Here is an 18,192-nt window from a genome sequence, read left to right as displayed (position 1 = left end):
GGGGGTTCCGCGCCGCCGCGCTCCTCGCGCTCACCGGTCCACCTCGAGTTCCAGGCCGGACGGCAGTGGCGCGACCTCGTCGTCGTACGGGCGTTCCTGCGTGCGGTCCACCTCGGCCTGCTCGTACGCGGTGACCAGGTCGGCGTAGCCGGGCACGGTGGCCAGCAGCTCGGTGTGCGTCCCCCGGGCCACCACCCGCCCGTGCTCGACGTAGATGACCTCGTCAGCCAGCGCGATTGTGGCCCGGCGGTACGCGACGACCAGGATCGACGCGGCCGGCACCCCCGGTTCGCCAGCCGACGAGCGCAGCCCGGCCAGGATGGCCGCCTCCACCCGGGGGTCGACCGCGCTCGTCGCGTCGTCCAGCACCAGCAGTCGCGGTCGGCCGGCCAGCGCGCGGGCCAGGGTGAGCCGCTGGCGCTGCCCGCCGGAGAGCGAGGTGCCCCGTTCGCCGACCATGGTGTCCAGCCCGTCGGGCAGGGCCGCGACGAACCCGTCCGCCTCGGCCAGCCGCAGCGCCGCCCAGACGTCCTCGTCGCCGACGCCCGGCCGGTCCAGGGCGATGTTGGCGCGCACCGTGTCGTCGAAGACGAACGGCACCTGCGCGACGAGGGCCGCCGTGCCGGTCAGCGACGCGGCGGTCAGCTCCCGCACGTCCACCCCGTCCAGCTCGACGGTGCCGGAGTCCGGGTCGACGAGGCGTACCGCCAGCGAGGCGATGGTGGACTTACCGGCGCCGGTCGGGCCGACCAGGGCCACCGTCCGCCCGGCCGGCACGGTGAAGCCGACCTCGCCGAGCACCTGCGCGCCGGGTTGGTGCGCCTCGGCCGGCGGGTACGAGAAGTGCACGTCGGTGAAGGTGAGGGTGGCCGGGCCGGAGGCGGCCGGGTCGAGCACCCGCTGCCCGTACGGCATCTCGCCGGTGGCGTCGAGCACGCGGCGCACCCGGTCCCAGCCGGCGACGCTGCGCGGCAGCTCGGCCAGGACCCAGCCGATGGCCCGCACCGGGAAGGCCAGCACGGTGAAGAGGAAGGCCACGCTCACCAGCTCGGCGACGCTGATCGCGCCCTGGCGCAGCCGGAACGCCCCGACCACGAGCACGGCGAGGGTGCCGAGGCTGGGCAGCGCCTCCAGCAGCGGGTCGAAGACACCGCGCAACCGGCCGACCGCGATCAGTGAGTCGCGCAGCTCGCCGGCCCGGCTGGCGAACCGGGCCGTCTCCTGCGCCTCGCGGCCCATCGTCTTGACCACCAGGGCGCCGTCGAAGCTCTCGTGGGCGATGCCGCTGACCTCGCCGCGCAGCCGCTGCGCCCGGGCCTGCCGGGGCGCCATCCGGCGGGAGTAGACCACGTTGAGCGCGAACAGGGCCGGGAACACCGCGAGGCCGACCATGGCGAGGGCCCAGTCGGTGGCGAACAGCGAGACGATCGCGCCGACGAGCATGACCAGGGTGCCGACGGCGAACGGCAGCGTCGCGATCGGTTGCCAGGCCGCCTCCACGTCGGAGTTGGCGTTCGACAGCAACGTGCCGGTGGAGTTGCGCTGGTGCCAGGCCACCGGCAGGTCCAGGTAGCGGCGGGTGACCCGGCGGCGGTAGGCCGCCTGGAGGCGGTACTGCATGTAGCCGGCGCCGAGCCGGCGACCGAAGATGCCCACCACGCGCAGCACGCTGATCCCGAACAGCGCGGCCGCGGCCAGCGCCAGGGTGCCGACGCCCACCTGGCCGCGGGCGATGGACGGCACCACCACCTCGCCGACGACACCGCCGACGACGTACGCGCTGGCGATGACCATTCCGCCGAACAGCACACTGCCGACCACCGCCACCGCGAAGATCCGTGGCTGTTCCCGGACCGCCCGCCCGAGAACCCGTAGCCCTCGGACCAGCACGTCCCGACTTGTCCTGCTCGCCACGCTCTCCCCCGCCGTAAGCCGCAATTATCTCCCTCATCCTTACCGCTGCGGGTCAGCACCGCCGAGCCGGCGTGGATATGTCGACAGTCACGTGCCGGCGGGGGCGGTCGGCGAGGTGAGCCGCGCCCTGCCGGCGAGCGGCGGCGGGCGGGCGGGCCTACGATCGGGCCATGTCGCGGTATGCCCGATCCGAACGCCAGGCGCTCGCCGATCTCTTCCTGGCCCTCGGGCCCGACGCGCCGACGATCAACGAGGGGTGGGCCACCCGTGATCTCGCCGCGCACCTGGTGCTGCGCGAGCGCCGACCGGACGCGGCCGGCGGGATCCTGCTGCCGCCCCTGCGCGGGTACGCCGAACGGGTGCGTCGCCAGCTCGCCGCCCGCCCGTTCGACGAACTGGTGGCGCAGGTGCGCCGTCCACCGGTGTGGAGCCCGGTCAGCAACCCGCTGACCGACGAGCTGGCCAACACCATGGAGTTCTTCATCCACCACGAGGACGTACGGCGGGCCGGCCCCGGCTGGCAGCCCCGCGACCTGGCGCCCGGCCTCCAGGCGGCCCTGTGGAAGCGTGCCGCGCCGATGGCCCGGCTCGCGCTGCGCCGCTTCCCCGCGGACCTGTACGTGCAGGCGCCCGGGCACGGCGAGATCTCCGTCGGCCGTGGCGGCGAGCGGCTGCGGCTGGTCGGCGCGCCGGCCGAGCTGGCGCTGTTCCTCTCCGGCCGACAGCGGGTGGCGAGGGTCCAGATCGACGGCCCGACCGAGGCCGCCAGCCGACTGCGAGCCGCCAGCCTGGGCATGTGACCCTCTGAGCCTAAACGGTCACACGTCCAGTGTGGATTCAGCACACCCAGCGAAGTACGCTGATGCCTGCTCCCGTACGCTTCACCGCGCCGCTCCGCGCCGGGCGGCACGAAGTGGGGGGCGCACTGTGCGAAGTTTCGCGATTTCAGCGCTGCGGGAGCCCCCGTTCGCCACGGGGCGCCACGGAGCGACGGAGCAGGTGGCGAGCGAGAGCGTCGAGTGGGCACGCGCTTTCGGGCTGGTCGATTCCGGCCATCGTGTGCACCGGCTGCAACAGGCCGACGCCGCCGGACTGGCCGGTCGCGCCTGCCCGGACGGGTCGGTGGACGGCTTACGCCTGCTCACTGACCTGATCAGTTGGCTCTTCGTGATGGACGACGCCTGCGACGAGGATGGTCTGGGCGCCGACCCGGTCCGGCTCGGCCCGGCGATCAGCACCCTGCTCGACGTGCTGGACCGGTGTGGCGACCCGGACGTCGTACCACCCGCCGTCGGTCCGCTCGGTGACGCGTTGCACGATCTGTGCCGGCGAATCCGGCTCCACGGCCACGCGGCACTGCTGCTGCGGTTCGTCAGCCAGGTCCGGGAGTACCTGTTGGCGCTGCTCTGGGAGGCGACCAACCGGGAGCGCCGGCGCGTGCCGGAGGTGTCGGAGTACGTCCAACTGCGCCGGCACATCGGCGGCGTGCACCCCTGCCTCACCCTGACCGACCTGGCGTCGCCGCGGCCACCCGGGCCGACCCAACGCGTCGACCCCTCGCTGCTCACCCTGGACCTGCTGGCGGTGGACCTCGTCTGCTGGTGCAACGACCTGTTCTCGTACGGCAAGGAGAGCCAGGCGGACCCGGACGCGCAGAACCTGGTGACGGTGCTCGCGCAGGAGAGCGGCACGGGCGAGGCGGATGCGTTGCAGGCGGCGGCGGACCGGTTCAACCAGGGGCTCGCGACGTACCTGACGGTGGAGGAGGCGCTGCTGGCCGGCAGCGACGACGGGCTCGGTCCGGCCGTGGCGACCCGCCGTAACTGGGTCCGCGCCACCTACGACTGGTCAGTCGCGGCCGACCGGTACGCCTGATCCGGCCGCACCGGTCGGCGGCGGCGGACGTCCAAACGATCACCAGGGCTAGCCGATGCCCGGTGACAGGCAATACTCTTCGGTAACCACCTACGACGTGACCCCCGTCACGCCACCACCCCCGAAGGCGGCTACAGCGATGGCTCTCGATGTACCGTACCGTTCCATCCCGGACATGTTCCTCAAGCGTGTGGCGGCAAGCCCCGACCAGCACGCGTTCGCGTCCCCGAACTCCGACGACTCGGGTCCCGTCTGGCTCACCTGGGCGCAGGTCGGCCAGCGCGCCAAGGCTGTCGCCGCCGGCCTGCACAGCCTGGGCATCGGCCTGGAGGATCCGGTCGCGATCATCGCCAACACCCGCCTGGACTGGGTGATCGCCGACTTCGGCATCATGTGCGCGGGCGGGGCGACCACCACCGTCTACCCGACGACCGAACCGGCGGACGCGACGTACATCATCGCCGACTCCGCCTCCCGGGTCCTGTTCGCGGAGAACCAGGCCCAGGCCGCCAAGATCGCCGGAGCCGACCTGCCCGCGCTCACCCACGTCGTGCTCATCGACGGCGCCGCCGACGCGTCCGCCGCCGTACCCCAGCTCACCCTCGCCGAGCTGGAGGAACGCGGCGCCCGCGCGCTGGCCGCCGAGCCCGACCTGATCGACATGATCGTGGCCGGGATCGGTCCGGACCACCTGGCCACCCTGATCTACACCTCCGGCACCACCGGCCGCCCGAAGGGCGTCGAGCTGCTGCACGGCGGTTGGTGCTGGGAGGCCGTGGCACAGGCCGAGGTGGGGCTGCTGCGCAACGACGACCTCCAGTACCTGTGGCTGCCGCTGTCGCACTCGTTCGGCAAGACCCTGCTCTGCGGCGCCACCCACGTCGGCCTGCCCACCTACGTCGACGGCCGGGTGGACAAGCTTGTCGACCTGCTCTCGGTGATCCGGCCGACGCTGATGTGCGGCGCTCCCCGCGTGTTCGAGAAGGTCTACAACCGGGCGGTGACCACCGCGCAGGACGCCGGTGGCGCGAAGGCGAAGATCTTCGCCTGGGCCGTCGGGGTCGGCAAGGAGAAGGTGGCGCTGGAGCAGGCCGGCAAGCCGGTGCCGGCGGGGCTGAAGCTGCGCTACGCGCTGGCCGAGAAGCTGGTGTTCAGCAAGCTCCAGGCCCGACTGGGCGGCCGGATGCGGGTGCTGGTGTCCGGTGCCGCCCCGCTCAGCCCGGAGATCGCCACCTTCTTCGCCGCCGCGAACCTGCCGATCTCCGAGGGCTACGGCCTCACCGAGACCAGCGCCGGCAACTTCGTCAACCCGCCGTCCGGGCTGCGGATCGGCACGGTGGGCCGGGCGATGGGCGACCTGGAGTGCCGCATCGACACCGACGGGGAGATCCTGGTCCGTGGGCGGCCGGTGATGCGCGGCTACCACAACCTGCCGCAGGACACCGCCGCCGCGTTCACCGAGGACGGCTTCTTCCGCACCGGTGACATCGGCACCCTCGACGACCAGGGCTACCTGCGGATCACCGACCGCAAGAAGGACCTGGTCAAGACCTCGGGCGGCAAGTACATCGCGCCGTCGCACATCGAGGGGATGTTCAAGGCGCTCTGCCCGTACACCTCGCAGGCGATCGTCATCGGTCAGGCCCGCAACTACTGCACGATGCTCGTCACGCTCGACCCGGACGCGATCAAGGGTTGGGTGGCCGGCGGCCCGTTGGAGGGGCGCGGCTACGCCGAGATCGTCGCGTCGCCGGAGGCCCAGACGATGGTCGAGGAGTACGTCGCCCAGCTCAACGCCAAGCTCAACCGGTGGGAGACGATCAAGAAGGTGGCCATCCTGCCGCGCGACCTGACCATCGAGCACGGCGAGATCACCCCCTCGCTGAAGATCAAGCGGCGCGGGGTGGAGAGCAACTTCGCCTCCGAGATCGACAACATGTACTCCGGCACCCTCGCCGAGCTGTGACCCGCCGAGGGTCCCGTGTCCGGCGCCCCCGCCGGCACGGGGCCCTCACAGGTGGTGACCCCGCCACCGGGTCTGTTCCTCCTCCACGGCGAGCTGCTCCTCCAGCGCCGTCTGCCGGACCCCCCGCCGGCGTCGGGTGTCCACGATCGTCTGCGCGCCCACGGCCAGTGCCGTGGCGAGGGCCAGCAGCGTCAACGCGAACATCTCGGGCAGCGCACTGACCAGCGGCACCAGTGCGAGCAGCAGCACGATCCCGCCGATCGTGGGCCAGCGGGGTGCGGCCAGCAGCCACCGGCCGAGCACGATGAGCGCGAACAGATAGAGCGCGACCCCGCCGTAGAGCGACAGCAGGTCGAACCCCGGCAGCGGCACACCCCAGCTCGGCGTGTTGGGGTCGGCGCCCTCGTGGATGAGCCCCTTGAGGCCGAGCGCGAACAGGATGACGCCGATGATGACCGGCAGGTGCAGGTAGGTGTAGGCGTCCCGGGCCAGGGCGGCGCGCGCGTCCGGGTCGCGGGTGCGGTGCAGCGCCTGTTCCATGCCGAGTGCCAACGTGTCGAAGTACGCCCACCACAGCGACGCGGCCACCGTGACGCCGAGCACCGCGGCGATCAGCACCGGCCAGGTCAGCGGCAGGACGGCGTTGCCGCCGGGGGCGAGCCCGAGCGCGATGATGGCCTCACCGAGGGCGACCAGGACGATCTGGCCGTGCCGCTCGGCCCAGTGCCCGGCGGAGAGCAACGTCCACCCGGTGCCGCGCAGCGCCAACCCGGCCCCGTACTCGACGGCCAGGGCCGCGACCCAGAGCGCCAGCCGGAGCACCCCCTCGGCGGTACCGTCGAAGAGTCGCTGCGGCACCACGGCGGCCACCACGATGAGTGACGTGGCCAGCAGCACCGGCACGGCGAGGATCCGGAGACGCCGACGCACGTCCCGCTCCCGGCGGCCCAGCCACACGAAGATCGACGACTCGGCGACCCGGACCAGGAAGTATCCGGCCGCGAAGACCAGCGGGCCGGGCAGCCCGCCGGGACGGTCGATGAACGCCTTGGGCAGGCTCAACGCCAGTACGAAGGCGGCGGCCATGGTGACGAATCCGACAAGCGGGACGATGCCCTGGTCGGTGCGGATCAGGTTGCCCAGCAGGGCGAAACCCGACCAGCACCACCAGAGCAGCGCCAGCACCACCAGGCACTGGACCAGGCCGCGGGCGGTCCGGTCGGCGGCGGTGGCGGTGGTGACGTTCAGGAAGGCGAAGACGAAGATCAGGTCGTAGAAGAGCTCGAGGCGGGTCGCCCTGGAGCCCGGAGCGCTCCGCTGCACCCCGCGCGCCCCCACGTCCTCGCCCACCAGGGGATTGTGGCAGTCGTGAGCGGGGCGGAGGCGCGTTCCGAGCAGACGGGTCGACGGTGCCCGACCACGCCGCCGCTGCGGGCTCAGGCGATGACGGCCGGCTCCCGCCACCGCTGCCGGCCGGTCCGGTCCAGGTCGTAGCGGACGCCTGCGATCCGCTCGACCGCCTCCACCAGGTCGGCGGCGGGCAGGGTGAACGGCAGCCGCAGGAACCGCTCCAGGGTGCCGTCGAGGCCGAACCGGGGGCCGGGGGCGAGCCGGACGCCGACCTCCTCGGCGGCGCGGGCCAGCGCGCTGGAGACCGGGCCGTCCAACTCGGCCCAGAGCGTCACACCGCCGCGTGGCACGGTGACGCGCCAGTCCGGCAGCCGGTGCGCCAGCGCGCCGAGCAGGGCGTCGCGCTGCCCGGCGAGTTGGATCCGCCGGTCGGCGACGATGGCTGGCGCGTCGGCGAGCAGGCGCACCGCGACCAGTTGGTCCAGCACCGGGCTGGCCATGTCCACGCCGACCCGGACGGCGGCCAGCCGCTGCACCTGCGGCGCGGAGGCGCGGACCCAGCCGATTCGCAGGCCACCCCAGTGCACCTTGCTCATCCCGCCGATGCTGACGACCCGGGAGTGCCGGTCGAAGGTGGCCATCGGCGGTGGCATTTCGGTGCCGTCGAGCGGCAGGTCGACGAAGGACTCGTCGACGATGAGGTCGGTTCCGGCGGCGTGGGCGGCGGCCACCACCCGTTCGCGCAGCGGGGCCGGCATCAGGTGCCCGGTCGGGTTCTGGAACTCCGGGATCAGGTAGGCCAGCCTGGGTCGGGTCTGCCGGAGGCTGCCCAGCAGCAGGTCGGCCTCCCAGCCACCGGTGTCGGCGGCCAGACCGTGGGTGGTGATCCGGGCCCGACGGCCGGCCAGCGCGGCCAGCGCGTTGGGGTAGGTGGGTGACTCGACAAGCACGCTGCCGCCGGGGGCCAGTGCGAGGCGCAGCACCAGGTCGAGCGCGTGCTGGGTGCCGCTGGTCACCATGATCTGGTCGGCCGAGGTCGGCAACCCCCGTGCCGTGTACGCGTCGGCCACCGCCTCGCGCAGCTCGATGATGCCGGTCGGGTGGTAGCCGGCGCCGCCCAGGTACCGCGGCAGGTCCTCGGTGGCGGCCCGGGCCGCCGTGAGCAGCTGCGGGGGCGCGGACAGCGCGGCGACGCCGAGGTCGATCATGTCCCGGTCGTCCAGCGGGGTCCACAGTCCGGTGCTGGCCACCCGGTGGTTGCCGGGCAGCATGGTCCAGCTGCCGGCGCCGCGGCGGCTGGCCAGGTGCCCGGTCTCGCGCAGCTGCCGGTACGCGGCGGTGACCGTGGTCCGGCTGATCCGCAGGGCCTCGGCCAGTTCCCGTTCGGCCGGCAGGCGCACGCCCAGCGGCAACCGGCCGTCGGCGAGCAGTCCCCGCACCGCGCCGGCGAGCGCGGCGTAGTCGGGGCTGCGCCTGCGGCCCGGCAGCGCATGCCACTGCCCGAGCAGACGGGCCAATTGGCTCCCGCGTACCTGACCGGTCATGGCCACTCCTCGGATATTGGCTTCTTCCCCAGGGAGGATTGGCACCTAGGGTGGCATGCATGGCACTGATTGGCAATCTGCGGCACCGGCCCGCGCGACGGCTGGGTCAGCTCTACGGCGGGCTGCTCCTGTACGGCGTCAGCATGGCCCTGATGGTCCGCTCCGATCTGGGCCTCGACCCGTGGGACGTCTTCCACCAGGGCCTGTCCGAACGCACCGGGCTCTCCTTCGGCACCGTCACCATCGCCGTCGGCGCGCTCGTGCTGCTGCTCTGGATCCCGCTGCGGCAACGCCCCGGTCTCGGCACGGTCAGCAACGTCGTCGTCATCGGCCTGGTGGCGGACGCCACGCTGGCGCTGCTCCCGGCCGGCGGCCCGCTCGGCGTGCGCATCGCGCTGCTGGTCACCGGGATCGTCGCCAACGGCGCCGCCACCGGTCTCTACCTCGGCGCCCAACTCGGCCCCGGCCCCCGCGACGGCCTGATGACCGGCTTCGTGGCCCGCCGACCCGGCTTGTCGGTCCGGCTGGTGCGCACCGTCATCGAGGTCGTCGTCCTGGTCCTGGGCCTGCTGCTCGGCGGCACGGTCGGCGTGGGCACCGTCGCGTACGCGCTGGCCATCGGCCCGCTGGCGCACCTGCTCATCCCGCTGTTCGCCGTACCCGTGACGGAGAGTGCCCCGGCCGCGCCGACCGCCGTTCCCGTCGGCTGAGCGCTCACCGACCGTCCCCGGGCCGGCACGCCGAGGTGGTCACGCGGGCCGGATGGCGGGTGGGTGTTCCCTTCCGCGACGCGCGCCGTCATCATCTCTGCATGGGGGAGAACGGTTGGCGCTGGACGGACGCCTGGATCTTCGTGTCGCTGGTCATCGCGAGCGGCGCCGGTCGGCACCGCCGCTCGGCGACCAGCCGCAGGCCGGAGGGTGTCCGCCTCACCGACGTGCTCTCCACCGCCGACCATCTCAACCACGCGATCCCGCAGCGGCACGAGGTGGAGGCCGCAGTCCAGCGTCTGGTCGGCGCCGGTCTGATCAGCGTGGCCGACGGCTGGTTCCGGATCACCACCGAGGGTGAGCAGCTCTGGCGCAACCGCCCGCGCGCCGGTGTCGCCACGATGGTGGACACCGTGCAGGGCGTCCTGAGCCGCCGGCACGCGCCGGGCAGCGCCGACTGGATCCTCGATGAGGCCGATCACGCGGCGGCCGTCCAGGAGTACGCGGTCCGCTCGATCCCCACGCCCCGCCGGTCGCCCGAGGGGCACTCCGGCGGGCACTGAGCGGGCTCAGCGCACCGGGTGACCACCGCGGCGCAGCGCGTCCTTGACCTCGGCCACGGTCAGCTCCCCGAAGTGGAAGACGCTGGCGGCGAGCACCGCGTCCGCGCCAGCGCCGACCGCCGGCGGGAAGTGGGCCACCTCGCCCGCGCCGCCGCTGGCCACCACCGGCACGTCCACCACCGCCCGTACGGCGGCGATCAGTTCCAGGTCGAAGCCGGCCTTGGTGCCGTCGGCGTCCATCGAGTTGAGCAGGATCTCCCCCGCGCCGAGCTCGGCGCCCCGTCGCGCCCAGTCCACCGCGTCGATGCCGGTGCCACGCCGGCCGCCGTGCGTGGTGACCTCGAACCCGCTGTCGGTCGCGGCCCGCCGCACGTCCAGCGAGAGCACCAGCACCTGCCGCCCGAACCGGTCGGCGATCTCGGCGATCAGCTCCGGTCGGGCGATGGCCGCGGTGTTCACGCCCACCTTGTCCGCGCCTGCGCGCAGGAGGGTGTCCACGTCGGCGACCTGCCGGACCCCACCGCCGACGGTCAGCGGGATGAACACCGACTCGGCGGTGCGGCGTACCACGTCGAGCATGGTGCCCCGGTCGCTGGAGGAGGCTGTGACGTCGAGGAAGGTCAACTCGTCGGCGCCGGCCCGGTCGTACGCCGCGGCCAGCTCCACCGGATCACCGGCGTCGCGCAGGTCGAGGAAGTTGACACCCTTGACCACCCGCCCGGCGTCCACGTCGAGACAGGGAATCACCCGCACCGCCACCGTCATGCGGTGAGCCTATCCTCGGTACGCGTGGCGGCGGCCGACCCGATCGGGTCGGCCGCCGTGAACGAGGTCCGTGTCACACCCGGACGAGCATCTTGCCCAGGTTCTCACCGCGCAGCAGCCCGAGGAACGCCGACGGGGCGTTCTCGATGCCGTCCACGATCGTCTCGTCGTACGACAGCGTGCCGTCGCGCAGCCAACCGGCGACGTCGCGCACGAAGGCAGCGCGGACGTCGTTGTGGTCGTTGACCAGGAAGCCGCGCAGGGTGAGCCGCTTGCCGATGACCAGCGCGAGGTTGCGCGGCGCGGCCGGCGGCTCGGTGGCGTTGTACTGCGCGATCATGCCGCAGATGGCGACCCGGCCGTGCAGGTTCATCGCCGAGATCGCCGCCTCCAGGTGGTCGCCGCCGACGTTGTCGAAGTAGACGTCGACGCCGTCCGGTGCGGCCGCCCGCAGGGAGTCGCGGACGGGTCCGTCGTGGTAGTCGAAGGCGGCGTCGAAGCCGAGCGCCCGCAGCCGCTCGACCTTGGCCGGCGAGCCCGCGCTGCCGACCACCCGGCCGGCACCCTTGAGCTTGGCGATCTGACCGACCAGGCTGCCCACCGAGCCGGCCGCGGCGGAGACGAAGACCGTCTCGCCGGGCTTCATCGCCGCCACCTCGAGCAGACCGGCGTACGCGGTCAGGCCGGGCATGCCCAGCACGCTGAGGTACGCGCTGACCGGGGCCAGGCTGGCGTCGACCGGGCGGGCGGCGGTGGCGTCGAGCAGCGCGTACTCCCGCCAGCCCAGCCCGTGCAGCATGGTGTCGCCGACCTGGACGTTCGCCGCCTCGCTGGCCACCACCTCGCCGACCGCGGCGCCGTCCAGGGCCGTGTCCAGCGCGAACGGCGCCACGTACGACTTGACGTCGTTCATCCGTCCCCGCATGTACGGGTCGACGGACATGAACTGGTTGCGGACCACGATCTGGCCCGGACCGGGCGTGGGCACGTCGGTCTCGACGAGCCGGAAGTTCTCCTCGGTGGGCCAACCGGCGGGACGGCTGGCCAGGTGGATCTCACGGTTGCTGGTCACGGGGGTGGTCGTCCTTCCGTCCGGGGGGAGTGGCCTGGGTCCGCGACGTCACGCGGCCAGGGTCTCGCGGACGGTGAGCGTGACGTCGATGTTGCCGCGGGTGGCGTTGGAGTACGGGCACACCTGGTGGGCCTGCTCGACGATCTGCTCGGCGGTCTCGCGGGAGACGGCGGGCAGGTCGACGACGAGCTGCACGGTGAGCCCGAAACCGCCGCTGCCGTTCGGGCCGATGCCCACCTCGGCGGCGACGACGGAGTCGTTCACGTCGGCCTTGGCCTTGCGGGCCACCACCCGCAGCGCGCTGTGGAAGCAGGCCGCGTAGCCGGCGGCGAAGAGCTGCTCGGGGTTGGCGGCGCCACCGGCGCCACCCATCTCCTTCGGCACGGCCAGGTCGAGCGCGACGGTGCCGTCGGAGGTCTCGACGTGGCCGTCACGGCCGTCGCCGGTGGCGGTCGCGGACGCGGTGTAGAGAACCTGCATGAGAGTCACTGCTCCTTCTGTCGGTGGATGGTGTCGGTGACCCGGGTGAGGGTGTCGCGCAGCGTGACCAGCTCGGCGATGCCGAGCCCGGTGGCCCGGGCGATCCGCAGCGGTACGTCGTCCATCCGCTGCCGGAGTGCCCGGCCCTGCTCGGTGAGGCCCACCTCGACGCGGCGCTCGTCGCGCGTCGAGCGCTGCCGCACCACCAGGCCCGCCCCCTCCATCCGCTTGAGCAGCGGGGAGAGCGTGCCGGAGTCGAGGCGCAGCTCGGCGCCGAGCTCGGAGACCGTGGGGGCGTCGTCGGGGCGCTCCCAGAGCACCAGCAGCACCAGGTACTGCGGGTAGGTCAGACCGAACTCGTCGAGGATCGGCCGGTACACGTCGGTCAGGGCGCGCGACGCGGCGTAGAGCGCGAAGCACACCTGCCGGCGCAGCACCAGATCATCGGTCACCCATGAACCGTAGCCCACGATTAAGTTGTGCACAACTTATCGGGCCGTGTGCCGGCCCGCACCCCGAAGGGACGTACCTCAGCGGTCGCCGAGGTACGCCTCCAACTCGACCTCGACCAGATGCTCCGGATCCAGCAGGGCGGCCACCACCACCAACGTCGCCGCCGGCCGCACCGCCCCGAAGACCGCGTTGTGCGCCAGACCCACCTCGTCGGCGTGCAGCCGGTCCGTCACGTACATCCGGGTCCGGACCACATCCCCCGGCTCCGCACCCACCTCGGCCAGCGCCGCCAACCCGATCCGCAGCGCCTGCGCGGTCTGCGCCGCCGGATCACCCACGTGCGTCACACGACCGTCCACGGTGGACGTGCAGCCCGCCGTCCACGCCCGTTCGCCGGCCCGGACGACCCGCGAGTAGCCGTACCGCTGCTCCCACGGACCGCCCGAGCCGAGCCGGGTGACCGTCACGCCTCGGCCAGCGTCCGCAGCGCCTCGGCCACCGTGAAGGCGCCCGCGTACAGCGACTTGCCGGCGATCACACCCTCCACACCGATCGACTCCAGCGCCGCCAGCGCCCGCAGGTCGTCCAACGTGGACACGCCACCGGAGGCGATCACCGGCCGGTCGGTCCGGGCGCACACCTCCCGCAACAGATCCAGGTTCGGACCGCGCATCGTGCCGTCCTTGGTGATGTCCGTGACCACGTACCGGCTCGCGCCCGCCTTGTCCAGCCGCTCCAGCACCTCGAACAGGTCACCGCCGTCGCGGGTCCACCCGCGCGCCGACAGGGTACGACCGCGCACGTCAAGCCCGATGGCCACCCGGTCGCCGTACTCCCCCACCACCCGGTCACACCACACCGGGTCCTCCAGGGCGGCGGTACCGATGTTCACCCGGGTCGCCCCGGTGCCCAGCGCCGCCCGCAGCGACTCGTCGTCACGGATACCGCCGGACAACTCCACCTTCACGTCCAACTGCCGCACCACCTCGGCGAGCAGGTGCGCGTTGGTGCCCCGGCCGAACGCCGCATCCAGGTCGACCAGGTGGATCCACTCCGCGCCGTCCTGCTGCCAGGCCAACGCGGCGTCCAACGGGTCGCCGTAGATGCTCTCGCTACCGACGGCGCCCTGCACGAGCCGGACGGCACGGCCGTCGGCGACATCCACGGCGGGTAACAGGGTGAGACTCAACGTCTTCTCCTCGATCAGGTACGGCGGTCCAGAGCGATCACGACGATCGCCGGCAGTACGAGCAGCAACAACACGATCAGCGCGACACGCAGCGCCAGATCGTCGACGAACGTCCAGATCAGGATCAGCGCCGCCGCGGTGAGCAGCACGATCGCGGCCCGCTCACCCCGGCTGTGCCGGGCCAACCGACCCGACCGGCCCCGACGCAGCTGCGGCGTCAACCGGCGGACCACCGCCCGGCGGCGCTGCCGGCGAGCCACCCGGCGCTGCCGCGCCGCCCGCTCACGCGCCTGCTCCGCCTCACGCTCCGCCCGGCGGCGAGCCCGCTCCCGACTCACCGCGCACCCCACCGGACGGGCCGCGGGCGACGACCCTCAGTCACCGGTGGACAGCGTGCCGAGCCAGTTGCGCAGCAACGCGGCACCGGTGTCGGCGGACTTCTCCGGATGGAACTGAGCGGCCGACAGCGCACCGCGCTCCACCGCCGCCACGAAATCCGTGTCATGGTGGGCCGTGGTCACCAACGCCCCGGCAGCGGACAACGCCGCCGGGTCGCCCATCGCGTACGAGTGCACGAAGTAGAACCGGCTCTGCGGCCCCAACCCGGCGAAGAGCATCGACTCCCGGGGCGCCCGCACGGTGTTCCACCCCATGTGCGGCAACCGGGTCGCGGCCAACCGGGTCACCCCGCCCGGCAACAGCCCGAGCCCCTTGGTCACCACACCGTGCTCGTCACCGTGCTCGAACAGCACCTGCATACCCACACAGATGCCCAGCACCGGACGGCCGGCGGCCACCCGCTCGGCGATCACCGGACCCGCCCCGAGCGCCTCGATCCCCGCCATGCACGCCGCGTACGCGCCGACCCCCGGCACCACCAGCCCGTCGGCGGCGGCAGCGGCGGCCAGGTCGTCGGTCACCCGCACCCGCGCCCCGGCGGCGGCCAACGCCCGCTCCGCCGAACGCAGATTGCCCGAGCCGTAGTCGAGCACCACCACGTCGGCGCTCACGAGCCCGACCCCGGAATCAGCCGCAGCACCCCGGCCGCCGTGGCCAGCACGGCCAGCAGCCCGGTCACCACCACCGCGCCCCTCGGCGCGCCCTGCCGGTGCAGCGACCAGGTGCCACCCACCAGCACCCCGGCCAGGATCAGCAGCAACGTCGGCAACGCCGCGCCCATCAGAGTCCCCTTCCATTCGCGACTGCGGGGCTCCGCTGCGCTGCACTCCTCGCGCTCATCAGAGCGCGCCCTTCGTGCTGGGGATCGCACCCGCCGCCCGCGGGTCGATCGCGGTGGCCTCGCGCAACGCACGGGAGACCGCCTTGAACTGCGCCTCCACCACGTGGTGCGCGTCCGGGTGACCGCCCGGGCGGGCCGCCCGCAGCACGTCGACGTGCAACGTGACCCGGGCCGCCTGACCGAACGACTCCCAGATGTGCCGGGTCATGCTCGTCGCGTACACCGGCCCGATGTACGGCACCAGCAGCGGCTCGTCGTGCACCACGTACGGCCGGCCGGACAGGTCGACCGCGGCCCGCACCAGCACCTCGTCCATCGGGACGGTCGCCGAGCCGTACCGCCGGATGCCCGCCTTGTCGCCGAGCGCCTGGTCGAACGCGGCGCCCAGGGCCAGCGCGGTGTCCTCCATCGTGTGGTGCGCGTCGATCTCCAGGTCACCGACGGTGCGCACGGTCAGGTCGAAGCCGCCGTGCCGGGCGATCTGGTGCAGCATGTGGTCGTAGAAGCCCACGCCGGTGCTGATCTCGGCGGCGCCCGTACCGTCGAGGTCGATCTCGACGAGGACCTTGGTCTCCTTGGTGATCCGCTCCACCCGGGCGGTCCGGCTCATAGCGAGGTCTCCATTGCAGAAAGGAAGGCGTCGGTCTCGGCGGCGGTGCCGGCGGTCACCCGCAACCAGCCGGGCACGCCGACGTCACGGACCAGCACTCCCTGTGCCAGCAGGGCTTTCCAAACGGCGCTCTGGTCGCCGCCCACCTCGAAGAGCACGAAGTTGGCGTCGCTGTCGGCGACCCGCAGGCCCCGGGCGCGCAGCGTCGCGACGATCCGGTCCCGCTCCCCCATGATCGCGGCCACCGTACCCAGCAGGGCGTCGCGGTGGGCGAGCGCCGCGCGGGCGGCGGCCTGGGTCAGCGCGGACAGATGGTACGGCAGGCGGACCAGCTGCACCGCCTGCACCACCGCCGCGTCGGCGGCCAGGTAACCCAGCCGGCCGCCGGCGAACCCGAACGCCTTGCTCATCGTGCGGGTGACCACCAGCCGCGGGTGCCCGGGCAGCACCGCGAGGGCGCTGACCGTGCCGGGCCGGGCGAACTCGGCGTACGCCTCGTCGACGACCACCATGCCGGGCGCCACGTCGAGAACCGCAGCGACCACCGTCGGGTCCAGTGCCGTGCCGGTGGGGTTGTTCGGCGAGCAGAGGAACACCACGTCGGGTTGGTGCTCGCGGACCTGCGCGACCGCCTCGTCGGCGGTCAACCCGAAGTCGACGCCGCGCCGCGCCGGCACCCACCGGGTGCCGGTGCCGAGCGCCAGCAGCGGGTGCATCGAGTACGCGGGAACGAAGCCCAACGCGCTGCGCCCCGGGCCGCCGAACGCCTGGAGCAGCTGCTGCTGGATCTCGTTGGAGCCGTTGGCCGCCCACACCTGCCCGACGGTGAGCCCGTGCCCCAGATAGCCGGCCAGGTCGGCGCGCAGCGCCACCGCGTCCCGGTCCGGGTAGCGGTTCAGGTCGCGCAGCTCGGCGGCGAGCGCCTTGCCGATCCCCTCGACCACCGGCTCCGGCAGCGGGTAGGAGTTCTCGTTGGTGTTGAGCCGCACCGGCACGTCCAGCTGCGGCGCCCCGTACGGCGTCAGCCCGCGCAGGTCGTCGCGGATCGGCAGATCCTCCAGGCTCGTCACGCCGTCCCTCCCGGGAAGCGGGCCTGGACGGCCTGGCCGTGCGCCGGCAGGTCCTCCACGTTCGCCAGGGTGACCACGTGCGGGGCCACGTCACGCAGCGCGGCCTCGGTGTACTCGATCAGGTGCACCCCGCGCAGGAAGGACTGCACGGACAGCCCCGACGAGTGCCGGGCGCACCCGCCGGTGGGCAGCACGTGGTTGGAGCCCGCGCAGTAGTCGCCGAGCGACACCGGCGACCAGGCGCCCACGAAGATCGCCCCGGCGTTGCGTACGCGCAGCGCCCACTCCCGGGCGTCGACGGTCTGGATCTCCAGGTGCTCGGCCGCGTACGCGTCGACCACCCGCAGCCCTGCCTCCAGGTCGTCGACGAGGACCACGCCGCTCTGCTCACCGGTCAGCGCGGTGCTCACCCGCTCGGCGTGCTTGGTCGCCGGCACCTGCCGGGCCAGCTCCCGCTCGACCGCCTCGACGAGCGCCAGCGACGGGGTGACCAGCACGCTCGCGGCCAGCGGATCGTGCTCGGCCTGGCTGATCAGGTCGGCGGCGACGTGCGCCGGGTCGGCGGTGTCGTCGGCCAGGATGGCGATCTCGGTCGGGCCCGCCTCGGCGTCGATGCCGACCACGCCGCGCAGCAGCCGCTTCGCGGCGGTCACCCAGATGTTGCCGGGGCCGGTGACCAGGTCGACCGGGTCGCACCGCAACTCACCCGCCGGGTCGACCGCCGAGCCGTACGCCAGCATCGCCACGGCCTGGGCGCCGCCGACGGCGTACACCTCGTCGACGCCGAGCAGCGCGCACGCGGCGAGCACCCGGGGGTCGGGCAGGCCACCGTTGTCCTTCTGCGGCGGGCTGACCACCACGAGCGACCGCACCCCGGCCGCCTGGGCCGGCACCACGTTCATCACGACGGTCGACGGGTACATGGCGAGCCCGCCGGGGACGTAGAGACCGACCCGGTCGACCGGCAGCCACCGCTCGGTGACCGTGCCGCCGGGCACCACCTGGGTGACGTGGTCGGTGCGCCGCTGGTCGTCGTGCACCCTGCGGGCGCGGCTGATCGACTCCAGCAGCGCGGCGCGTACGGCCGGGTCGAGCACACCCTCGGCCTCGGTGATCGCCTCGGCGGGCACCCGCAGCACCTGCGGCGAGATGCCGTCGAACCGCTCACTCGCCTCCCGGATCGCCGGGTACCCATGGTCCCGGACCGCCTCCACCAGCGGGCGGATCCGCTCGACGGCCACCGACACGTCGAGCTGGGCACGGGGCAGCAGACGGCGCGGGTCTCCGAGACCGTCGCGCAGGTCGATCCGATTCAGCACCCTTGCGAGTCTAGGCGGCCCGCCCGCAGCTCACCCGAGCCGCCCGCCCGCCGGGACGGTGAGCCGGGCCAC

20 protein-coding genes are annotated in these 18,192 nt (G+C 73.1%); 5 read left to right on the top strand and 15 right to left on the bottom strand.

Annotated features, from left to right (window positions below):
* Nucleotides 1-30 precede the first annotated feature (30 nt).
* Nucleotides 31-1,914 (bottom strand): ABC transporter ATP-binding protein, encoded by a 1,884-nt coding sequence (locus ABZS77_RS17645; protein WP_354823723.1) that lies wholly within the window; start codon nt 1,912-1,914, stop codon nt 31-33.
* Nucleotides 1,915-2,084: 170 nt separating this feature from the next.
* Here ABZS77_RS17645 and ABZS77_RS17640 point away from each other — a divergent pair, with 170 nt between their 5' ends.
* The 3 genes from ABZS77_RS17640 to ABZS77_RS17630 all read left to right on the top strand — a co-directional run bounded on the left by ABZS77_RS17640 (nt 2,085) and on the right by ABZS77_RS17630 (nt 5,755).
* Nucleotides 2,085-2,714: a TIGR03085 family metal-binding protein gene (locus ABZS77_RS17640; protein ID WP_354823721.1), complete on the top strand. Its 630-nt coding sequence runs from the start codon at nt 2,085-2,087 to the stop codon at nt 2,712-2,714.
* Between the two features lie 199 nt (nt 2,715-2,913).
* Nucleotides 2,914-3,789 carry a terpene synthase gene (locus ABZS77_RS17635; protein WP_354823719.1) on the top strand — a complete coding sequence of 292 codons (876 nt, stop codon included), beginning with the start codon at nt 2,914-2,916 and terminating at the stop codon, nt 3,787-3,789.
* 139 nt (nt 3,790-3,928) lie between these two features.
* A complete protein-coding gene (locus tag ABZS77_RS17630) occupies nt 3,929-5,755 on the top strand; it encodes a long-chain fatty acid--CoA ligase (RefSeq protein WP_354823717.1) in 1,827 nt (608 codons plus the stop codon).
* 45 nt (nt 5,756-5,800) lie between these two features.
* Here the strand turns inward: ABZS77_RS17630 and ABZS77_RS17625 are convergent, their stop codons facing one another.
* Nucleotides 5,801-7,105: a low temperature requirement protein A gene (locus ABZS77_RS17625; protein ID WP_354823715.1), complete on the bottom strand. Its 1,305-nt coding sequence runs from the start codon at nt 7,103-7,105 to the stop codon at nt 5,801-5,803.
* Nucleotides 7,106-7,191: 86 nt separating this feature from the next.
* The gene (locus ABZS77_RS17620; RefSeq protein WP_354823713.1) at nt 7,192-8,649 is read right to left on the bottom strand and encodes a PLP-dependent aminotransferase family protein; all 1,458 of its coding nucleotides are present in this window, start codon (nt 8,647-8,649) and stop codon (nt 7,192-7,194) included.
* A gap of 59 nt (nt 8,650-8,708) precedes the next feature.
* Here ABZS77_RS17620 and ABZS77_RS17615 point away from each other — a divergent pair, with 59 nt between their 5' ends.
* Complete coding sequence (locus tag ABZS77_RS17615; protein WP_354823711.1) at nt 8,709-9,359, top strand: hypothetical protein; 651 nt, start codon at nt 8,709-8,711, stop codon at nt 9,357-9,359.
* Nucleotides 9,360-9,460: 101 nt separating this feature from the next.
* Nucleotides 9,461-9,922, top strand: coding sequence for a hypothetical protein (locus ABZS77_RS17610; protein ID WP_354823709.1), 462 nt, complete (start codon nt 9,461-9,463; stop codon nt 9,920-9,922).
* Between the two features lie 6 nt (nt 9,923-9,928).
* Here ABZS77_RS17610 and hisF read toward each other — a convergent pair whose 3' ends face one another.
* The 12 genes from hisF to hisD all read right to left on the bottom strand — a co-directional run bounded on the left by hisF (nt 9,929) and on the right by hisD (nt 18,120).
* Nucleotides 9,929-10,687 carry an imidazole glycerol phosphate synthase subunit HisF gene (gene hisF / locus ABZS77_RS17605; protein ID WP_354823707.1) on the bottom strand — a complete coding sequence of 253 codons (759 nt, stop codon included), beginning with the start codon at nt 10,685-10,687 and terminating at the stop codon, nt 9,929-9,931.
* 73 nt (nt 10,688-10,760) lie between these two features.
* Nucleotides 10,761-11,759, bottom strand: coding sequence for an NADP-dependent oxidoreductase (locus ABZS77_RS17600; RefSeq protein WP_354823705.1), 999 nt, complete (start codon nt 11,757-11,759; stop codon nt 10,761-10,763).
* Between the two features lie 48 nt (nt 11,760-11,807).
* The gene (locus ABZS77_RS17595) at nt 11,808-12,239 is read right to left on the bottom strand and encodes an organic hydroperoxide resistance protein (RefSeq protein WP_354823703.1); all 432 of its coding nucleotides are present in this window, start codon (nt 12,237-12,239) and stop codon (nt 11,808-11,810) included.
* A gap of 5 nt (nt 12,240-12,244) precedes the next feature.
* Nucleotides 12,245-12,691: a MarR family transcriptional regulator gene (locus tag ABZS77_RS17590; RefSeq protein WP_354823701.1), complete on the bottom strand. Its 447-nt coding sequence runs from the start codon at nt 12,689-12,691 to the stop codon at nt 12,245-12,247.
* Nucleotides 12,692-12,769: 78 nt separating this feature from the next.
* Nucleotides 12,770-13,159, bottom strand: coding sequence for a RidA family protein (locus tag ABZS77_RS17585; RefSeq protein WP_354823699.1), 390 nt, complete (start codon nt 13,157-13,159; stop codon nt 12,770-12,772).
* Complete coding sequence (gene priA, locus ABZS77_RS17580) at nt 13,156-13,881, bottom strand: bifunctional 1-(5-phosphoribosyl)-5-((5-phosphoribosylamino)methylideneamino)imidazole-4-carboxamide isomerase/phosphoribosylanthranilate isomerase PriA (protein WP_354823697.1); 726 nt, start codon at nt 13,879-13,881, stop codon at nt 13,156-13,158. The genes ABZS77_RS17585 and priA overlap by 4 nt, the downstream gene beginning before the upstream one ends.
* A 14-nt stretch (nt 13,882-13,895) precedes the next feature.
* Entirely contained in the window at nt 13,896-14,219 is a 324-nt protein-coding gene (locus ABZS77_RS17575; RefSeq protein ID WP_354823695.1) for a hypothetical protein, read from the bottom strand.
* A 36-nt stretch (nt 14,220-14,255) separates the two neighbouring features.
* Nucleotides 14,256-14,891 (bottom strand): imidazole glycerol phosphate synthase subunit HisH, encoded by a 636-nt coding sequence (hisH, locus tag ABZS77_RS17570; protein ID WP_354823693.1) that lies wholly within the window; start codon nt 14,889-14,891, stop codon nt 14,256-14,258.
* Nucleotides 14,888-15,061: a hypothetical protein gene (locus tag ABZS77_RS17565; protein WP_167517465.1), complete on the bottom strand. Its 174-nt coding sequence runs from the start codon at nt 15,059-15,061 to the stop codon at nt 14,888-14,890. Before ABZS77_RS17565 ends, hisH begins: the two co-directional genes overlap by 4 nt.
* A gap of 58 nt (nt 15,062-15,119) precedes the next feature.
* Complete coding sequence (gene hisB, locus ABZS77_RS17560) at nt 15,120-15,731, bottom strand: imidazoleglycerol-phosphate dehydratase HisB (RefSeq protein WP_354823691.1); 612 nt, start codon at nt 15,729-15,731, stop codon at nt 15,120-15,122.
* Nucleotides 15,728-16,801 carry a histidinol-phosphate transaminase gene (locus tag ABZS77_RS17555; protein ID WP_354823689.1) on the bottom strand — a complete coding sequence of 358 codons (1,074 nt, stop codon included), beginning with the start codon at nt 16,799-16,801 and terminating at the stop codon, nt 15,728-15,730. Before ABZS77_RS17555 ends, hisB begins: the two co-directional genes overlap by 4 nt.
* Entirely contained in the window at nt 16,798-18,120 is a 1,323-nt protein-coding gene (gene hisD / locus ABZS77_RS17550) for a histidinol dehydrogenase (RefSeq protein WP_354823687.1), read from the bottom strand. The genes ABZS77_RS17555 and hisD overlap by 4 nt, the downstream gene beginning before the upstream one ends.
* Nucleotides 18,121-18,192 lie beyond the last annotated feature (72 nt).

This window comes from Micromonospora sp. NPDC005298 (genome assembly GCF_040607375.1).
GTDB lineage: Bacteria > Actinomycetota > Actinomycetes > Mycobacteriales > Micromonosporaceae > Micromonospora.
This window is presented reverse-complemented; position numbering and strand designations above follow the sequence as displayed.